The sequence below is a fragment of the Serratia sp. AXJ-M genome (assembly GCF_046531865.1).
GTDB lineage: Bacteria > Pseudomonadota > Gammaproteobacteria > Enterobacterales > Enterobacteriaceae > Serratia > Serratia liquefaciens.
The window spans coordinates 3365084-3381111 of the sequence record NZ_CP059394.1 but is presented as its reverse complement, the minus strand read 5'-3'; the positions used below and the strand labels follow the sequence as shown (position 1 = coordinate 3381111).

Here is a 16028-nt window from a genome sequence, read left to right as displayed (position 1 = left end):
ACGGGGAAAGGAAATTAAGGGTCGGGAGGATTAACGGTGACGCTGCCGGTTCAGGCGTTTCATGCTTTCGATGGCGGCGGCGCGTTTCTGCCAGGCGCTCACGGTTTTACCCGCGCCTGCGCCAGTGAGTCTGCCGGTCGCCGCGGCGACGGCCATGTCGCCTTTCGCAGCCAGGCGGGCACCGCCCTTTATCCCCGGCCCGGCCAGGTCAGCGGATTTGTTCGCCAGTCCGGTCAGACCACTCATGGCCGCCCCCTGTAACACCGCCTGTACAGCGGCTCCGCTGAGGGCGCTGGCGAGCTTCGCCGAGAACCAGACCACCACACCCGCTGCAATCCCGGCCAGCAGGCACTGTGCCGCCAGCGTCACCATGTTGCTGACATTGGATGTCCGGGTCGCTGCATCAAGGATTTTATTCAGGTAATTGATGGCGATACGGATGGATAAGGCGGAAAACATGATCGTTAATATTGCCGCGAAAATCGTTTTCAGCCAGTTATCAAACATCGGCTTAAGAAAACCGTACAGCAGGCAGAAAATAAAGAGCGGCGCGGTGGTCGTCATTAACAGGATGATAATTTCAGCGAGCAGGTTGACAAAGGTGGCAGCCAGTAACAGAACGATCGCGCCGCCCCATACCAGCACTTCGGCAAAGCCACCATTCAGTTTGACGTAAGTCGAGGTGTCCATACTGAACAGTGTCTGCCCCAGTGTCTGTGCCTTTTCCCAGACGGTATCAAGCAGCGCCCAGACGTTATCATTGCCGCTGACACCGTCTTTGAGTCCCTGGATAGCCGCTACCGCCATATCCAGCCAGCCATCCCGGTTTAACGCAAAGGTGGTGATCAGCAACATTCGCCCCACATCCCAGACGACATCTTCAACCGGGGCCCGGAGTTTGCCAGCCAGCGTCTGATAACCGCGATACAGTATAAATAAGGTAAAAGAGCTGACGATGATAACGCTGATCATCGTACCGTAAGTGGAAGACTGACCTTCCAGTACGGCATTCAGTCCATCCATGATGTTTTTGTCCATACCCACAAAAATACCACCGGACATGGTGCCTCACCTGATAGATAAAGAAAGGAAATAAAAAACAGGGAGAATTCTCTGTTTTGCTGGAGGAGATATTATTGTGTGACGGATTTTCTCTTTTCGGCTTCTTGCTGAAAGAATGTCTCAAATTTTTCTTTTATTCCGGGTTTGCCAATTTGAGCGAACATAATGGCAGCCCGTTGAGCAAACTCGCAGTTATCGCTTGCCTCGCCATCCTTCAGGCATTGCGTGTAAACCGCATATGTTTCGTCAGGATGCTGCTTATACCAGGTTTCGGATTTGGTTTCCTTGCAGCCGGAAAGTAATATCACGCCTGAGAGTGTGCATAAGGTGAATAAGGATCTGACCACGGATAACCTCCTTATAAATTATTAAGGTCAGCAACAGGTGCCGATAGCTGCTGCTGTTCAAAGGCTTTCTGTCTTTGCTGTTCCAGCAATGTCGTTCGCTGTTCAGCCTGTCTGACAGACATCTCCCACTGATTTGTCAGCGCATTTAACTGTACGCTTTTCGCCGCGATGGCGTTAGCCAGATCCTGAGACTCTTTCGAATCCTGTGCATTCGATATACGGTCAGATAAGTCTGATATATCGCTGAGTGTGCTGTTGATCCTGTTTTCAACGTCAGTGGTATTCTCAATCGCCATTGCCTGATTGAGGATTATCTGTTTACAACTGTCGGCCAGGGCCTGAGACTTTATCCCTTCCTGTTCCTCGCTGCATACGCTGAATGATTTGTATTTACTGTAAAGGTTTTGCAGTTCAGAAGAATATGAACTGTTTTGCGTGGTCAGCAGATCATCCAGTGAAATACTGCTCTTACGGAGATTATCAATATCGGTTTTCAGGCTTCGGGCATCGCTGAGAAAACCCTGAATATCCCGCACGCCGGTTGCAGTAGCTAACTGTTTTTTATACGCATCAAGTTCACTTTTATAATGGGTAACCGTATCCTCCCATTGCTGTAATTTCTGCATCCACTGGTTAATGGATTCGGTATTCTGCACGGCGTCGAAAACCGGTATTCCGGCGCTGAACGTCTGCGTCGGGAAAAATAACGATAATGCCAGAAAGGTATATCTGGTACGCATATCAACGACCTCCGTATTAATATCAGATTGCCCGCTCAAGGAAGGTTTCTTTCCATTCATCAGGTCGCATACCGTCCTGATAGATGGCATCGAATATTTTCAGGTTGTCCTCACTGCCGCTGAGGAGCCGGGTGAGTTTACCCAGCCCGGACAGATCCATTTTTGCCAACGCCACAAACGGGCGGGTTTCCCCGGCCCGCAACGGTGTTTTCAGGATGACCATATAATGCTCGCCCGGATCAAGGTTCCTGACAGTCTCATAAACGCTGTCCGGCACTTTCATTTTCTCCACGTAATCCGCATGACTGGCCTTCGGGTTGGCGAGGAAAATCTGGGTGCCGCACTGTTCAATAATCGCCGGGGCGATGGGATGTCTGACGATTTCATCCGGTGACTGTGTTGCGGGGACGAATATGCCGTTCAGCTTGCGGATAACTTTCAGCATATTGAGCGAGAAACGGGAAAATTCGACATCGGACAGCCAGCGCCAGAACTCATCCATAAACATCACCAGGCGGCGACCGTCCAGCAGGCTGGTCACGCGATACAGCAGGTAAAAGGTCACGGGGCCGCGAATATCGTCATCATCCAGAAATTCGGTGCCGTCGATACCAACGTTATCGACATCGCTGATGGTGAAAGTATCAGCCTCGTTATCAAACACCCAGCCGAACTCGCCCCCCTGTGCCCACTGTTTCAGGCGGATACGCAGCCCGTTGGTGCGGGCGTCTGTGGTCGGCGGCTCCGGCAGCACTTCCAGCAGCCGGGTGATTCCGAACCGGCGGTACTCCGGCGGATAGTCCAGCATGATGGTGTCAACGGCGGCACTGATCCGCTCCTCATCGCGCGGATCGAGCGGCTTACCGTTGCGGCGGCACAGCATGCGCACCAGCCGTTTGATGAAACTGATGTTCCGGCGGGTTGGCTCCAGCGCAAACGGGTTGAAGCCGGTGGGCTCGCCGGTACGGATGCGGAAATAACGCCCGCCCGCCTGGCGGATCGCCATCTCCGCCGCCCGGTCCTTATCGAAATACACCGTGGTCAGCCGTTTGAGGGTGGCAGAAGGCGCAAACGACGCCGGGTTACGGTACTTCTGCATCAGTTGTTGCAGGATGGTCATCAGCAGGGTTTTGCCGGAGCCGGTTTTCCCGATAATCGCCGTATTTCCCGGCGTTTTCTCACCGGTGTCATCCCGTCCGGCCTGGCTGTCGTGAAGGTTCAGGTAATACCCGCCACCGCCGGGCGATGTGAGGATGGCGATGGCTTCCCCCCACGGATTGCCGCTGCGTTTGTGGGGATGGAAGTTATGCAGGCAGGCCATATCGGCAAAATTCTGGCTGCTGACGGCCACCAGTCGGGGACGCAGCGTATAGACGCCCGGCAGTTGCGCCAGATATGCGGCGGGCAGTGACAGGGTGGAGAGCGTCGTCATAATACCCAGATCGGCGAAGGGCTGGGCCAGAACGTTAGTGTCCTTCACCACCTGCCCGGCACTGTCTGAGGAGATCAGCAGGGAAAAGTGGAATTTACCGCACGACACATGCCCGGACTGGAGCAGGTCGCGCAGGACAATCAGCTCTTCGCGCTGGGAAATCGCGTCGTCGTCCGCTGAGTTCAGCCGTTTTTCCGCCAGCCGGATATGATCCTGCGCTTCATCCCGCGCCATGCAGGTAAAGGACTGCGTCAGAACATACTCGCTTTCGGCGTACAGCAGTGCGTCCAGCATACCGGTATGGGTTTCCGGGGAATAATCCTTAATCTCGAGGCTGCGGAAGAAGCGGGAACCGCTGACCGTCTGGCATTCACCGGTGTCGGTGGTGAAAAAGACGTCTGGCGTACTGAGCGTTTCATAAAATGGTGAGCGCGTTACGGCCACTTTCTGCCACTGGCCGGTAAGCAGACGATGAAAGAACGCCAGTTGTGAGGAATACACCCGCTCGTTTTCTTCATATATCCCCAGCGGCATTGCCATATAGCGGGATAACGCAGACTCCAGCGCGTCGCGGTATTCCAGCATGATTTTGAGCGCGTCCTCCAGTGCTGGCTGGCGTTTACCGGGCGGCTGCGCTTTCATGGTTTTTTTCTCAATCGCAGAGAACGGCGCGTAGCAGACGGTAAAAAACAGCCGGTGCCGCCAGAACGGTTTTTCTTTTACCGGCTGGTAATACCGCCGTGTTACCTCATCGGAAAAGGGAATACCCGAACGGGCTTCAAAAGTATCATGGTATTTTTCACGGAGCCGGTGAATATAGAATGTTACCGGCAGCCCCTCATACGAACGAATAACGTTATTCAGGTGCGTGGCCATCAGGGTCAGGTGATGTTCGTCTTCACATTCAAAGACTGTGCCGCCCAGCTCCCAGGTGGCAACAAAATCACGGTGACGATTTCTGATGACGTAGGGGTGAATATGGGAGGAATACGGAATATATTTATCCAGCGTAATACGCTCGTTTAATTTCATTTTCTGAATAAACTCCGAGACATCAACATTATCGTACTGGTTTGCCAGAAGGGCATTCGCGCCAAAATGGGTATTGGTGAAAAGCCGTCCACGGGTTTTAAACGCCAGCCAGAGCAGGCTGAAATAATGAATATCCTTTCGGGCTTTATTTTTCATTTCCGCCCAGGCAGGAATGAGCAGAACCGCCAGGTAATAGCTGACATAGACCGCCAGCAGGACGATGGCCCCGCTGACAAGAACGAACGGCACAAGAGGAATACCCATAATGGCGGCAGGCCGCGTAAGCGCTTTATTCAGCGTAGCCATCGTTGCCTCCCTTATGACGCCCAGTAGGCACCGAAGCCGGATGCACCGACAATCAGGATCGCGCCGATGATGACGTTACGCATGTCGTGCAGGCTCTTGCCGTCGAACAGCACCTTGTAGCCCACCCACATGGTCGCCAGCGTGATGGTGACGGCGGCCAGTCCCAGCAGGCCGGTCGAGGTATTGCTCAGTGTTTCATTGGCCTTGTTAAAACCACTGTCCGCCGCCAGCACCGGGGAAGACAGCAGCACGGAAACAACAGCGGAGTAACGGCGTTTACGCATGATCATTTCTCCTCATCAGGGATAACAGGGATAGCGCCGCGAATGACGGAACCGGGATAATGCAGGGAAGTCAGGATCGGCGCAGTGGCACCGGCAGGCTCGCCGCGCAGCACAACGGCGGGATAACGGACAGACGGCTGTGCGTTCCGGTCAGGGGCACGCTGCCGGTCTTTCCGCGTGGACGGGACGACATAGCCAATGCGCTGCACGTAGCTGGTCTGGTTAAAGGCGGATTCCGGCCGCTGGCCGGTTTCAAAGTTGCCGGAGTAGTAACAACTGAGCGCCCGTTTCAGTGTTCCGCCGCGCCGGTAACAGTCGGCGAGAATGCGCTCAAATACCGACAGATTGATGCAAGGGTTAAGCAGGTCGCTGGCCGTGACGCCGTAATGGCGGAAATTGATGCTGGTGATTTGCATCAGGCCGACCGAATAGCGTCGGCCCTGTGCAGCCAGCTGTCTGGTAAGGAGGATCGCCTCCGGCAGGCTCGAGGGGAAATGTGAAATCACGCCCCGGCTGTCTGGCAGGATTTCAGCAATGGCGTAGGGGTGGAAGCCGGATTCGACCCGTGCGACATCAAGTGACGTGGACGGGTGAATACTGGCGGCGCACTGCACCGCCAGTGCCAGAAAGGCAGTGGTGGAAAGCATGCTGGCCTCGCAACAGAGAGACCGGCGGCTTACAGAAAAGTACGCCGCCGGGTGAGAAGAAGAGAAAATGGATTAAGTGGCAGCGGCATCCTGTGAAATGTCGCTTTCTTCTCTCGGTTCGAGCAGTACCAGCCTGCCGGAAACCGCAATACCGGGTATCAGCACGATATTCAGACCGGGCTTGCCGTTATGCGCGAAGGCCACGCCAACTTTTGTCCAGTACGTGTTTGTTTCGCCCTGCACATCGGGCTGGCTTTCCTGGGTAACAAAGACGTGATAAGCGGGTTTTCTCATGGAATTTCCTTTGATCAAAAACAGTAAATGAAATAAACCAGTCACATCCCGGTTCTGCATTCCGGTTTTAACGGGTCAGCGAGAACATTCAGCGGCACCCTGAATTGTGGTTACGTGACAGCCCGATCCATTTTGTTAAAGAGCAATACCCTGTCAGGACGAATTAATGTCCATAGGGGCGACTAATGCTGTAATGGCGTTCTCAGATTCGAATATCTGGTGAGGGATATAAATGAGAAACTCAAAACAAAAAGAAGAGAGAAAAATAGTGGAGTATTTAAGATGCAGTGAGAATAATGAGGATTTAAAAAACACGAGAGAGTGGTATTAACATTCACCGTGAATAATAAAGACATGCAGAGATATAACATCTCTACACGTCCTTTTTATCCTGTCAGCGGCTACTACGTTCAAGTTTTTCCTGACATTCCGTACAGGTGGTTACACCCGGCAGTGCTTGCCGTCGCTTTTCTGGAATGGGTTTACCACATACACGACAGTGAAATAATGATGGTGTCGACCCCGGCTTAAAACGACTCTGTTCAATCATCTCCTCCAGGCGCTGCTCATTAAATTCCTGATCGCGATCGATCTCATCCGGCATGTGGTGCCCTCCTGTTAGCGGCAACTTCCTTTTCACAAAGCGTGATACGTCTCCATACCATGGTGAGTGATAGTCCCAGGGAACTTGGTAGCAGGAGTTCAGTAACCTGCATCATGGCCATCAGCGCGTCGGGGGATTCAAGGCTTTCCACCCGGCACTTCTGCCATTGCCGCCAGATCTCGGCATCTGTCTCTTCATCCGGCTCAGGTGTACGTCCATATGGCACGCTGACACCAAGCAGCCGTCGGCGAAGGCAGACATCATTAGACGTCAAGCCAAAGTAGTGGTTGAGCAACGCGATAGAACCGCCCAGCCGGATAGCCCGGTTAATCTGCTGCTGTTGTCGGTATTCCTGTCGGGCCTGCGCCAGTAAATGATGCAGGACATCATGGCGGACACTGACCGAAACAAAGGGAGCCGTCGCCCGGCTGACAGCAAACAGTTCATCGAGTGATAACTGATTAAGAGCATTCATTTCGTCGAAAGTGAATCCGAGGGACTCGCAGTGACGAATATCCCCAACTTTCAGAGCGTGCAACGCATCAGTTAAGATGGTGTAATTAATTAATGGAATCATTCTGTTATCTCCTCAATCTATATGGAAAAGTTGAGCAAATAAACGGACATTTTTAACTGTTTGAACGTCCGGCCAATTTAAGGCTGATCCATTCATCAATTTCCGATTCGAGCCAGGCCACACTGGCCGGGCCAATTTTTATTGAACGTGGAAAGGTTCCATTTTTCATATACAGGTAAATTTGAGAGCGTTTCAAACCGGTTTTTTCTTCGACCTGTTTTAAACGTAATAACTGATGTGATGTCATTGTATTCTCCTATTGTGGAATGACTGGTGCATGTCCAGAGAAAATAAAAGAACACAGCAGTAAGCTTAGGAAAAGCCGATAGCACCTTATTACTGATGGGAAGATCCTTAGTACGGTTTTGTAGTGAATAAATAATAAGTTATTAGTTGTATAAGGATGTGGAGAAGGATAGTTGTGCTGCTGTGTAGTTTTCAGCGTTTCGCTGGTGCAATGGTGTCATGACTTAGCGTGATAATGAGGACAATAAAAAGATGCGGTTAAATACATTCATTGTGAATTTCAGTCAGGGGGGGCGTTACCACTCTGGCGGTAATGCGCTATGAAGCATCGCCATAGAAGTGTTCTGTGTGGTCGAAACATATATGCTCAACTACTTCCTTAACACAATGCTGAATTGATTGTGCTTCCCGATCATGTATAGACCGATCCAACAGATATAATAAAGTCCTTTGATTCTTGTTATCGTTAAGGCGGCTGAGGCAATATAGTCTTGGCTGGAGGTTCCATGCCGTAAAGATTCTGTAGTGTGATCCCCCGCACAGGGAGACGGATATGGCAGCTCTATGACTCACCTATGGTTTTTTGGATAACCTGATGTCGCTAAATATCGGTTAAGTGTGCGCTTGTTTTCCGTTCGGCAAAATAGTGCGCGGGTGTACTTCCCATTGTTTTTTTGAACATGGTGATAAACGCATTAACCGATTCATACCCCAGATTAGCTGCAACATTCTGAACCGAAACGCCGCTAGCCAGTTCCCGGAGAGCAATTATCAGTTGCAGTTGCTGACGCCAGCGTCCGAACGTCAACCCGGTTTCGCGCAGCATTAAACGCGCGAGAGAACGCTCGCTAAGCGCCAGTCTTTTTGCCCATGTTTTGAATGTGCTTCGGTCATCAGGTTGACTGACCAGAGCATCGGCCATGGCGCGGATTTTAGGATGCGACGACACAGGGAGGCTCAGTTTCTGCTGAGGCATGGTGGCTAATTCATCAAGTGTTACTCTGGTCAGTCTGGCGAGATGGCTTTCTGGTGGGTATCCGACGCCCTCGCGGGTTAAACGGGCAACAAGTTCTTTAATCAGACTGGAAATTGCCAGAGTACAGCATCGCTCCGGCAACGCGGCGGCTCCGGGTTCGATAAACAGATAGTTGAGATGCGCATTCCAGGTAGCTTTGGCGCTGTGCGGCACTCCCCCAGGGATCCAGACGGCACAATCAGGCGGCACGATCCAGATATCATTTTCGGCGCGACAAATGACCGCCCCATAGAGGGCAATAATCAATTGCCCTTTGCGGTGCGTATGCACAGGCACTTCGGCCGCGTAATCGACAAAATCCAGATGACGCGCGACTGCGGGACAGGGGGTGGCATCCGGATCAAACAGCGTATTGGCGAGTGGGGGTAACATAGATTGGCAACATTTAGGTATTTTTTGACAGAATAGAGTATTTAAGTGGATATGCAAGCCGGTAATAATTTCCGGCATGAAAAAAATTAACGCGAGTTACTTTCATTTTTTACACACGATATGCCAACGTCTTCGCGGTATGGCTTCTCCTTCACTACTGAATGATGCGAACGCTCTGCTCTATTCCGCGAAGAGTTTTGCCGCAGCGATGCTCGCATACTACATTGCACTGTCAATTGGCCTGGAGCGGCCTTCCTGGGCAATTATCACCGTGTATATTGTTTCCCAAACCTCCGTCGGAGCATCGCTGAGCAGAAGTCTGTATCGTCTGGTGGGAACGGTAGTCGGCGCGGGCATAACGGTATTAATTGTACCCACGTTCGCGAATTCCTCCGTATTTTGCAGCGTGATATTGACAGGCTGGATTACCTTCTGCCTCTATTTATCCTTGCTGGAACGCACGCCCCGGGCCTATGGTTTTGTCCTGGCTGGTTACACTGCGAGTCTGATTGGCTTCCCTGCGGTATCCGATCCTGGCGCGATTTTTGACATCGCTATCACTCGGATACAGGAAATCATGATCGGTATCTTCTGCGCGGCACTTATTCATCGCTATGTATTGCCCGCGCGCATCTCAGGCCAGTTCAACAGTAAATTGTCGCAGACGCTACTCGCGGCGCGACAGCGTATCGCAGAGACTTTAGCAGGCAAACCCGACGCTGCTTCCGGGCCGCTGCATATGGCACTGGCATTACAGTTCCTGCAGGGTATCAGCCATCATGTCCCTTATGATTTTGCGTTCTCTGTACCGGTCCGGCAAGCGAGAAAAAGGCTTCATGACAGGCTTGCGCGATTAGTCATTGTTAACTGTGAGTTACGCGACCGTTTAGCGCTGATAGCGACGATACCTGTCGATGTGCAAATTCTGCTGGGTGATGTTGAGGTCTGGTTGGCCTGCAAAGATGAAGGAAAATTCAAAAGCGAGGGTGAAGCGCTCAAAAAAAGCAGTGAAAAATTACTGCAGCGCTATTCAGTGTATGAGCTGACGCTTGAAGAAGCGCTGCGTGTAAGTTTTATGCGCTACCTGTTAGAGGCCATTGTCCTTGTGCAGCAGTGCTATCGTCTTTCGGACGCCATTCATCACGCGAAGCAGACGCCTGCGCAATCGGAAAAGAATACCGTGAGAGGGTATGTATTCCACCGCGATTCTCTCACTGCTGCCCGCACCGCTCTGGGCGCTTTCACCATCATTCTGAGCGGCTGCATGGTGTGGATTTTCTCGGCATGGCCTGATGGCGGTACGGCGGTTTCTATCCTTGGCGTTTGTTGCACACTGTTTGGCGGCTTCGATACGCCTGCCCCGCATATTGTGAAATACATTATCGGCTCCTTCTGGGGCGTTGTGATAAGCCTGATCTACAGTTTCGTTCTACTACCACAAGTCAGTGATTTTATCGTGCTGGTAACGGTTTTAGCTCCGATCTATCTGCTGGCTGGATCGCTCCAGGCCAGACCGCCTACCACGTTTATGGCGATGGGGATCACACTGACGCTGCCTATTTTGTGCGAGCTGGGTGCCCACTACAGCGGGGATTTTGCCGTGGCGGTGAATACCGCAATCGCACTATTTTCTGCAACTGGCTTTGCGGTATTCAGCATGGGCTTTCTGCAAACTGTACAGGCAGATGCGGCAATAAATCGCCTGCTTCAATTATGTCAGCGCGATATTAACCGCAGCGTGAAAGGTGTGCTGAATACTGATGAAACTCTCTGGATCAACCTGATGATCGATCGGGCTGCGTTGATACTGCCGCGTTTGCAGCGCAGCGGACAGTCACCGGAACGGGCACATCATTTGTTGTACGCCCTGCGCATAGGGCTGTGTGTAATGCGATTACGCCGATGTGATGCGCATGCGAACAAAGAAATAAAAGAAGTACTCACCCTTCTTACACACTCGACAGATATTGACACCTTACTTCAACGGATCGCCATTCTGACTGAGCGCAGCTTGAGCGTAACAGATGAACTATCGCGACATTATGTCGATCAACTGGTTGATCTTTACTGCGCATTAAGCGTTCAGAAAATGGAGCCTGCTAATGATCAATGATTTCAATATTGAGGGCGTTTTTGTACCCGGTCTGTTGGTAATTGCCCTCATTGCACTGACATGTACGCTATTTATCGTACATATCTTGTCATTCAGCAAGGGTTACCGCCGCTTGCCCTTTAGACCGATGATCGATTTTTCCGTCTTCATTATTACTTTTTACCTGCTGCTGCAGGGGCTGACCGAACTGGGGTTTTTTAAATGAAATCGTTACTTTCTCTACTGGGCCGCTACGTGCTGACGCTCAGCGCTGTGGCGGTGGCTACGCTTTTGGCTTTTATTCTCTGGAAACATTATGCGCAAACCCCCTGGACCCGCGATGGTCGAGTTCGTGCGGATGTGGTACAGATTGCGCCGGATGTCTCCGGACCGGTGCTGAATGTGGCCGTCCGCGATAATCAGTGGGTTAATCGGGGCGATGTGCTCTATTCCATTGACCCGCACTGGTTGAGGTTGGCCGTGGTCAGCGCACAGGCTGATGTTGAGGCGAAACGTCATGAAATGCTGATGCGCCAGGATGCGGCGAGACGACGCTCTCAGATTAAAGGGGTAATTTCCAGCGAGGATTTACAACAAACAGCCAGCGCAGCCAGCGTCGCTGCGGCTAATTACCACGGTGCACTGGCTGCGCTGGACCTTGCAGAGCTTAACTTATCGCATGCTATTGTTCGGTCTCCGGTTACGGGCTATGTCACACATTTGCGGCTTCGCCCTGGTGACTATGCCACAGCGGGAGAAACTAAAGTTTCCATCATTGATGCCCATAGTTTTTGGGTGGTTGGCTATTTTGAAGAGACTAAGTTGCAACATATCCGCACGGGAAATACTGCACACATTACGCTGATGGGATTTAAGCCGGTGATCACGGGTCATGTTGAGAGCATCGGACGCGGAATAGATGATAACAATGACGAGACCGGGGGGCTTGGCCTGCCTAATGTCGAGCCAACCTTTAGCTGGGTGCGGCTCGCGCAGCGTATCCCGGTTCGGATTCATATTGACAGATTGCCGGAGGGAATTGAATTGGTGGCTGGACTGTCTGCGAGTATATCCATCACACCATAATAAAAAGTATGGTCTCTATTGAGGATTTATGCAGAACTTAGGGATTGTCAGCTCTTGATCTATATGCCTGATGAGAATGTGTTTCTGTTAGAGTAATTCTGAGGTTTCGGTTATGAAAAACAGGAAAGATATTGTAAATGACTTAATTGTTTGGATAAACAAAAATATAGAGATGCCACTAAAAATTGATGATGTGGCTATCAAGTCCGGATATTCAAAATGGCATTTGCAGAGATTGTTTTTTTCTGAAACAGGGCAGAGTCTAGGAGGTTTTATCAGAGAGAAAGAATTATATCTTATTTTAGAAGCTGTTATCACAACAAATGAATCTTTGATAAACATCGCGATGCGATTTGGCTTTGACTCTCAGCAATCATTAACCAGGGCATTTCGAAAAATATATAATGTCCCACCACACCGGTATAGAAAAAATGCCGTAAATATTAAAAGCAAGTCTTCTTTGGAGTAAGGTAATTACTCGTATCATAAGGTGAGCTTTTAAATCTTTAGTAACTATCTGGATTATGGACGGGGTTCATCTGGTAATCATGGTCTTAGTACCTCAGTTATAGATTTATTGAACGAAATGAAATCACTCATTTATTTCATTGAAAAGAATCTAAGTCTTCCTGTGCAATGTATGCTTTCGTGTTTTTGCATGTGTAATGTATTGGTAAGTAAATTCGTATTCATTAATTGGAATATAATTACGAGCCCATGTATGTATTTAATGATTGGATAAATTAAGGTTAATCTATTTCGTGCATTTTGGATTCGATCGAACCTATGCAATTCGACTAAACCCTCCTTTAATAAGGAGTGGCTTTAATGTATATGCGTGGTTGCGAGCATTTAAGTACTGTTTTGCTTTTACTTTTCTAATGCTTGATAATTGATGATATGTATTGATACCAGTAGTACAGAAATACAATGTCCCTTGAGGTGACAAGGAAAAAAGAGTCAAAAAAACTAATTATGTCCGTATTACTGATTTTAGAGTCCTTAATACGGACATTTGGGTTTGGTAAAATTCACTTGCGTCAATCCGACATTGATGTGGGGGAACCGCGTACGAGTGCAGTTTTTAACGTATCACCACTGAGCCTGTCGGTAATGCCTTCGTCAGATGCCCATTGTTCGAAAATAGATAGTAGTTTGTACGGTTTACTAATTAATGGACGGATGACTTCATTGTTTTTACAGGCCAGCCAGAAAAAACGAGATAGTGGTGTTGATATTCGCGTTGCAGATAATGAGGGCACTCTGCTATTGGTTATGATGTCAATGACTTTATCAAGTTCAGCATGTCGAATAACAAACCAGGCATCCCGAGGTAAAATATGAGCCGGGAAATACTCTTTCCCCAGGTAATTATTTATCCTCTTTGAGAATATCTCTTTATGTACATATGGTGAAATGTTTTTAGGGAGTTGCATAATTTTTTGTGTTATTCTTTCTTCCCATGTCATTTTATCGAATAGTTGAAATGGTTCTCCTTGTAAGCTAACTGTTATGCCATGATTAAAATCAATAGCTCCTGTTACAGGTAATGGTATTTTAAGAGATCGGGAAAGTAATTTTTGCACTAGAACATATTCATATCCAATCAATAGAGTGTCAATCACTCTCTCTGTGGGAATGATATATTTGCCAGTAGTGCTAACAATAAAATTATGTCCTTCAATAAACGCTTTTTTGTCAAGAAGGCATAAACGATTTATTGATGACATATCACATGGTCTGAGCCTTACTTTGTAGCTCGATCTCTGTATTTTTCGTAATGTAATTGGCGACTGAAAGTAAATAGAGAGATGAATGCTGCCATGTAATGCATGCCTGTAAATGTCACTTTTTTTTAATTTTCAGTCCTTTTTTATTTATCACTTCGACTGCTTCACGGATAGTCAGCCAGTCAGGCGAACTATAGTTTGTATTTGATAGTGTTTGTTTTTTTGACATAGTGGTTTTCCTCTATTTCTGTTTTTTAAAAAAAATACCATGAATTTTCCAGTGAAATTAATTTCATGGTGCGGGATCTATTACGTTATAATATTTGGATTATATTGATACGGGGGCTTCTTAGCGTTTCAGTCCCCCATATCCGGCCTCATATTTCGCAGTGATTGAAAAGAAGAACAAATATCAGGTTAAACTAATTCAATTCTCAAACATTATTTAAGTTGAATGGAAGACATTACATAAATCTGTCTGCTCCGCCTGATGCTTCAATTGTCTGTCCAGTAACAAACTGATTCCTCCCAGAAAGTAGGAACGTAGCAATTGCAGCAATATCTTCAGGAAGTCCAAAGCGGCCCACAGGCGTTTTCTCTTTACCCAGTAATGCCATTACCTCTTCGTCTGTTCTGTCAGCCAGTTCAGGACGACGATTGCGAACATTCGGTAGCATGTTCTGCGCCCAGTTATCCGTCGCGACAGCACCCACTCCGATCGCATTGACCAGAATGCCATCCGGAGCCACGCTAAGTGCTAAACTACGGGTCAGGTTGTTGATAGCGGCGCTCAGTGCGTGTGAGACGGTAAGTTGCGGATTAGGGTAGATACCGCCAATGGATGAGATATTGACAATACGCCCCCAGTTTCGTCTCTGCATCCCGGGGATGATTACCTTACAAAAACGTCGCATGGCGGAGAATTTGGTCTCAGTCATTATCTGCCAGTCTTCTTCCGAAGTGGTTAACAGCGTGCCCGCATGGGCTCTTCCGGCATTGTTCACCAGTAAATCAATACGCTGAAAAACTTTTTCCGCTTGTTCAACCACTAAAGAAGGTAGTTTGGGATCAGTCACATCCCCGGCAATAGGCAGCACCGAAACACCGTATTTCTCTGAAATTTTTTTCGCAGCAAGAATCAGCTCAGGTTCTCGTCTGGCCACCATGACTAAATGCACACCATTCACGGCCAATTCTTCACAAATGCTGAAACCAATTCCGGTATGGGCTCCAGTTACCAGAGCCACTTTTCCAGTCAGTTTTAAATCCATTTGTTGCTCCTCAAGTTAAGCACAGTCAATAACATGAGCAGTATTAGTAACAAATCTCTTTTTCAGGAGCTTGTGCATCAGAATTCAGATGTCTGAAAAAAGCGGTCAAAGAGTTGGGTGTCGCCTTTGCTTATACTCCAGACAATATTGAGTTTAGTGCCAGGAGTGGTCAATGCGTTCGGACAATCACGAGCTTTCTTCTACCAGGATTCTTATGCTGGGGATTATTTGTTGTATTGTTGTGGCTAATATTTATTTTAATCAATCTGTCCTGAATTTAATTGCCGGATCCTTTCCCAATGAATGGGGAGCTGTTTCTTTGATCCCCATGGTCACCCAGGTAGGCTATGCGGTGGGCTTATTCTTTCTGATCCCCCTTGGCGATTATATTGAACGTCAGTGGCTTATCCTGCGTCAAGCGCAGGTGCTTTTCCTGGCAATGATCGGCATGATGTTATCCCCAACGGCGACAGTGTTGGTGTTCTTCTCCTTCCTTACCGGGATGGCTGCAACAGTAGCTCAACAGATAGTGCCGCTTGCCGCCTCGCTCTCAAGAACTTCTGCACGAGGTAAAACCGTTGGTACGGTGATGAGCGGTGTCCTGGCAGGTATCCTTGCTGGCCGGGCTATCGGAGGCCTTATTGGTCAGTATTTCGGCTGGCGTGGCGTCTTTTTATCCGGCGCGATCATGACATTGCTGGCTATATTTTTCATCTTACGCATTTTGCCTACTCAGTCGTTGTCAACGCCAAAGTTTAACTATCTGGCGGTATTACGTTCATTAGGACTGCTGTGGAAAAACGAGCCGCAGGTGCGTGGTGCAACTCTTACACAAGCAATGCTGTTTGCCTCCTTCAGCGTGCTGTAGAC

17 protein-coding genes and 1 pseudogene are annotated in these 16028 nt (G+C 49.1%); 5 read left to right on the top strand and 13 right to left on the bottom strand.

Translation table 11 applies throughout. The features are described 5' to 3' along the window. Positions 1 to 30: 30 nt before the first annotated feature. From H0S68_RS15880 to H0S68_RS15830, 11 genes are all read right to left on the bottom strand, one after another. Positions 31 to 1062, bottom strand: coding sequence for a type IV secretion system protein (locus H0S68_RS15880; RefSeq protein WP_410528833.1), 1032 nt, complete (start codon positions 1060 to 1062; stop codon positions 31 to 33). Between the two features lie 71 nt (positions 1063 to 1133). Beyond that, positions 1134 to 1409 carry an EexN family lipoprotein gene (locus H0S68_RS15875; RefSeq protein ID WP_040206878.1) on the bottom strand — a complete coding sequence of 92 codons (276 nt, stop codon included), beginning with the start codon at positions 1407 to 1409 and terminating at the stop codon, positions 1134 to 1136. 11 nt (positions 1410 to 1420) lie between these two features. After that, positions 1421 to 2149 (bottom strand): type IV secretion system protein, encoded by a 729-nt coding sequence (locus H0S68_RS15870; RefSeq protein WP_040206876.1) that lies wholly within the window; start codon positions 2147 to 2149, stop codon positions 1421 to 1423. A 22-nt stretch (positions 2150 to 2171) separates the two neighbouring features. Continuing rightward, complete coding sequence (locus H0S68_RS15865; RefSeq protein ID WP_087051070.1) at positions 2172 to 4919, bottom strand: VirB3 family type IV secretion system protein; 2748 nt, start codon at positions 4917 to 4919, stop codon at positions 2172 to 2174. An 11-nt stretch (positions 4920 to 4930) separates the two neighbouring features. Beyond that, positions 4931 to 5209 carry a TrbC/VirB2 family protein gene (locus tag H0S68_RS15860; RefSeq protein WP_032754832.1) on the bottom strand — a complete coding sequence of 93 codons (279 nt, stop codon included), beginning with the start codon at positions 5207 to 5209 and terminating at the stop codon, positions 4931 to 4933. Then, positions 5206 to 5850, bottom strand: a complete 645-nt coding sequence (locus H0S68_RS15855) for a lytic transglycosylase domain-containing protein (RefSeq protein ID WP_032754830.1) — start codon at positions 5848 to 5850, stop codon at positions 5206 to 5208. Before H0S68_RS15855 ends, H0S68_RS15860 begins: the two co-directional genes overlap by 4 nt. Positions 5851 to 5922: 72 nt before the next feature. Further along, positions 5923 to 6144 carry a hypothetical protein gene (locus H0S68_RS15850; RefSeq protein ID WP_048762577.1) on the bottom strand — a complete coding sequence of 74 codons (222 nt, stop codon included), beginning with the start codon at positions 6142 to 6144 and terminating at the stop codon, positions 5923 to 5925. A 394-nt stretch (positions 6145 to 6538) separates the two neighbouring features. Further along, entirely contained in the window at positions 6539 to 6748 is a 210-nt protein-coding gene (locus H0S68_RS15845; protein WP_022065314.1) for a TraR/DksA family transcriptional regulator, read from the bottom strand. Beyond that, positions 6738 to 7325: a DUF2857 domain-containing protein gene (locus H0S68_RS15840; protein ID WP_032754824.1), complete on the bottom strand. Its 588-nt coding sequence runs from the start codon at positions 7323 to 7325 to the stop codon at positions 6738 to 6740. The genes H0S68_RS15845 and H0S68_RS15840 overlap by 11 nt, the downstream gene beginning before the upstream one ends. 52 nt (positions 7326 to 7377) lie before the next feature. Continuing rightward, on the bottom strand, positions 7378 to 7572 hold the full coding sequence (locus H0S68_RS15835) for an AlpA family transcriptional regulator (RefSeq protein ID WP_032754823.1): 195 nt from the start codon (positions 7570 to 7572) through the stop codon (positions 7378 to 7380). A gap of 600 nt (positions 7573 to 8172) precedes the next feature. Next, positions 8173 to 8979, bottom strand: coding sequence for an AraC family transcriptional regulator (locus tag H0S68_RS15830; protein WP_032754820.1), 807 nt, complete (start codon positions 8977 to 8979; stop codon positions 8173 to 8175). Positions 8980 to 9055: 76 nt separating this feature from the next. Between H0S68_RS15830 and H0S68_RS15825 the strand changes: the two genes are divergently transcribed. The 4 genes from H0S68_RS15825 (at position 9056) to H0S68_RS15810 (ending at position 12626) form a co-directional block, all read left to right on the top strand. Then, positions 9056 to 11092 (top strand): FUSC family protein, encoded by a 2037-nt coding sequence (locus H0S68_RS15825; RefSeq protein ID WP_032754817.1) that lies wholly within the window; start codon positions 9056 to 9058, stop codon positions 11090 to 11092. Beyond that, positions 11082 to 11297: a DUF1656 domain-containing protein gene (locus H0S68_RS15820; RefSeq protein WP_032754814.1), complete on the top strand. Its 216-nt coding sequence runs from the start codon at positions 11082 to 11084 to the stop codon at positions 11295 to 11297. The genes H0S68_RS15825 and H0S68_RS15820 overlap by 11 nt, the downstream gene beginning before the upstream one ends. Beyond that, on the top strand, positions 11294 to 12157 hold the full coding sequence (locus H0S68_RS15815; RefSeq protein WP_032754812.1) for an HlyD family secretion protein: 864 nt from the start codon (positions 11294 to 11296) through the stop codon (positions 12155 to 12157). The genes H0S68_RS15820 and H0S68_RS15815 overlap by 4 nt, the downstream gene beginning before the upstream one ends. A 112-nt stretch (positions 12158 to 12269) precedes the next feature. Beyond that, complete coding sequence (locus tag H0S68_RS15810) at positions 12270 to 12626, top strand: helix-turn-helix domain-containing protein (protein ID WP_197826471.1); 357 nt, start codon at positions 12270 to 12272, stop codon at positions 12624 to 12626. Between the two features lie 571 nt (positions 12627 to 13197). Here the strand turns inward: H0S68_RS15810 and H0S68_RS15805 are convergent. Together H0S68_RS15805 and H0S68_RS15800 are read right to left on the bottom strand one after the other, a co-directional pair. Then, positions 13198 to 14116, bottom strand: a pseudogene (locus H0S68_RS15805) (hypothetical protein). A 235-nt stretch (positions 14117 to 14351) separates the two neighbouring features. Continuing rightward, positions 14352 to 15158 (bottom strand): SDR family NAD(P)-dependent oxidoreductase, encoded by an 807-nt coding sequence (locus H0S68_RS15800; protein ID WP_016530710.1) that lies wholly within the window; start codon positions 15156 to 15158, stop codon positions 14352 to 14354. Between the two features lie 172 nt (positions 15159 to 15330). Between H0S68_RS15800 and H0S68_RS15795 the strand changes: the two genes are divergently transcribed. Further along, positions 15331 to 16026 (top strand): MFS transporter, encoded by a 696-nt coding sequence (locus H0S68_RS15795; protein WP_244995237.1) that lies wholly within the window; start codon positions 15331 to 15333, stop codon positions 16024 to 16026. Positions 16027 to 16028 lie beyond the last annotated feature (2 nt).

Excerpts from the sequence above, each read along its gene's own strand:
- H0S68_RS15880 (WP_410528833.1), bottom strand. The coding sequence starts at position 1,062 with ATGTCCGGTGGTATTTTTGTGGGTATGGACAAAAACATCATGGATGGA.
- H0S68_RS15870 (WP_040206876.1), bottom strand. The coding sequence starts at position 2,149 with ATGCGTACCAGATATACCTTTCTGGCATTATCGTTATTTTTCCCGACG.
- H0S68_RS15865 (WP_087051070.1), bottom strand. The coding sequence starts at position 4,919 with ATGGCTACGCTGAATAAAGCGCTTACGCGGCCTGCCGCCATTATGGGT.
- H0S68_RS15860 (WP_032754832.1), bottom strand. The coding sequence starts at position 5,209 with ATGATCATGCGTAAACGCCGTTACTCCGCTGTTGTTTCCGTGCTGCTG.
- H0S68_RS15855 (WP_032754830.1), bottom strand. The coding sequence starts at position 5,850 with ATGCTTTCCACCACTGCCTTTCTGGCACTGGCGGTGCAGTGCGCCGCC.
- H0S68_RS15850 (WP_048762577.1), bottom strand. The coding sequence starts at position 6,144 with ATGAGAAAACCCGCTTATCACGTCTTTGTTACCCAGGAAAGCCAGCCC.
- H0S68_RS15845 (WP_022065314.1), bottom strand. The coding sequence starts at position 6,748 with ATGCCGGATGAGATCGATCGCGATCAGGAATTTAATGAGCAGCGCCTG.
- H0S68_RS15840 (WP_032754824.1), bottom strand. The coding sequence starts at position 7,325 with ATGATTCCATTAATTAATTACACCATCTTAACTGATGCGTTGCACGCT.
- H0S68_RS15835 (WP_032754823.1), bottom strand. The coding sequence starts at position 7,572 with ATGACATCACATCAGTTATTACGTTTAAAACAGGTCGAAGAAAAAACC.
- H0S68_RS15830 (WP_032754820.1), bottom strand. The coding sequence starts at position 8,979 with ATGTTACCCCCACTCGCCAATACGCTGTTTGATCCGGATGCCACCCCC.
- H0S68_RS15825 (WP_032754817.1), top strand. The coding sequence starts at position 9,056 with ATGAAAAAAATTAACGCGAGTTACTTTCATTTTTTACACACGATATGC.
- H0S68_RS15820 (WP_032754814.1), top strand. The coding sequence starts at position 11,082 with ATGATCAATGATTTCAATATTGAGGGCGTTTTTGTACCCGGTCTGTTG.
- H0S68_RS15815 (WP_032754812.1), top strand. The coding sequence starts at position 11,294 with ATGAAATCGTTACTTTCTCTACTGGGCCGCTACGTGCTGACGCTCAGC.
- H0S68_RS15810 (WP_197826471.1), top strand. The coding sequence starts at position 12,270 with ATGAAAAACAGGAAAGATATTGTAAATGACTTAATTGTTTGGATAAAC.
- H0S68_RS15800 (WP_016530710.1), bottom strand. The coding sequence starts at position 15,158 with ATGGATTTAAAACTGACTGGAAAAGTGGCTCTGGTAACTGGAGCCCAT.
- H0S68_RS15795 (WP_244995237.1), top strand. The coding sequence starts at position 15,331 with ATGCGTTCGGACAATCACGAGCTTTCTTCTACCAGGATTCTTATGCTG.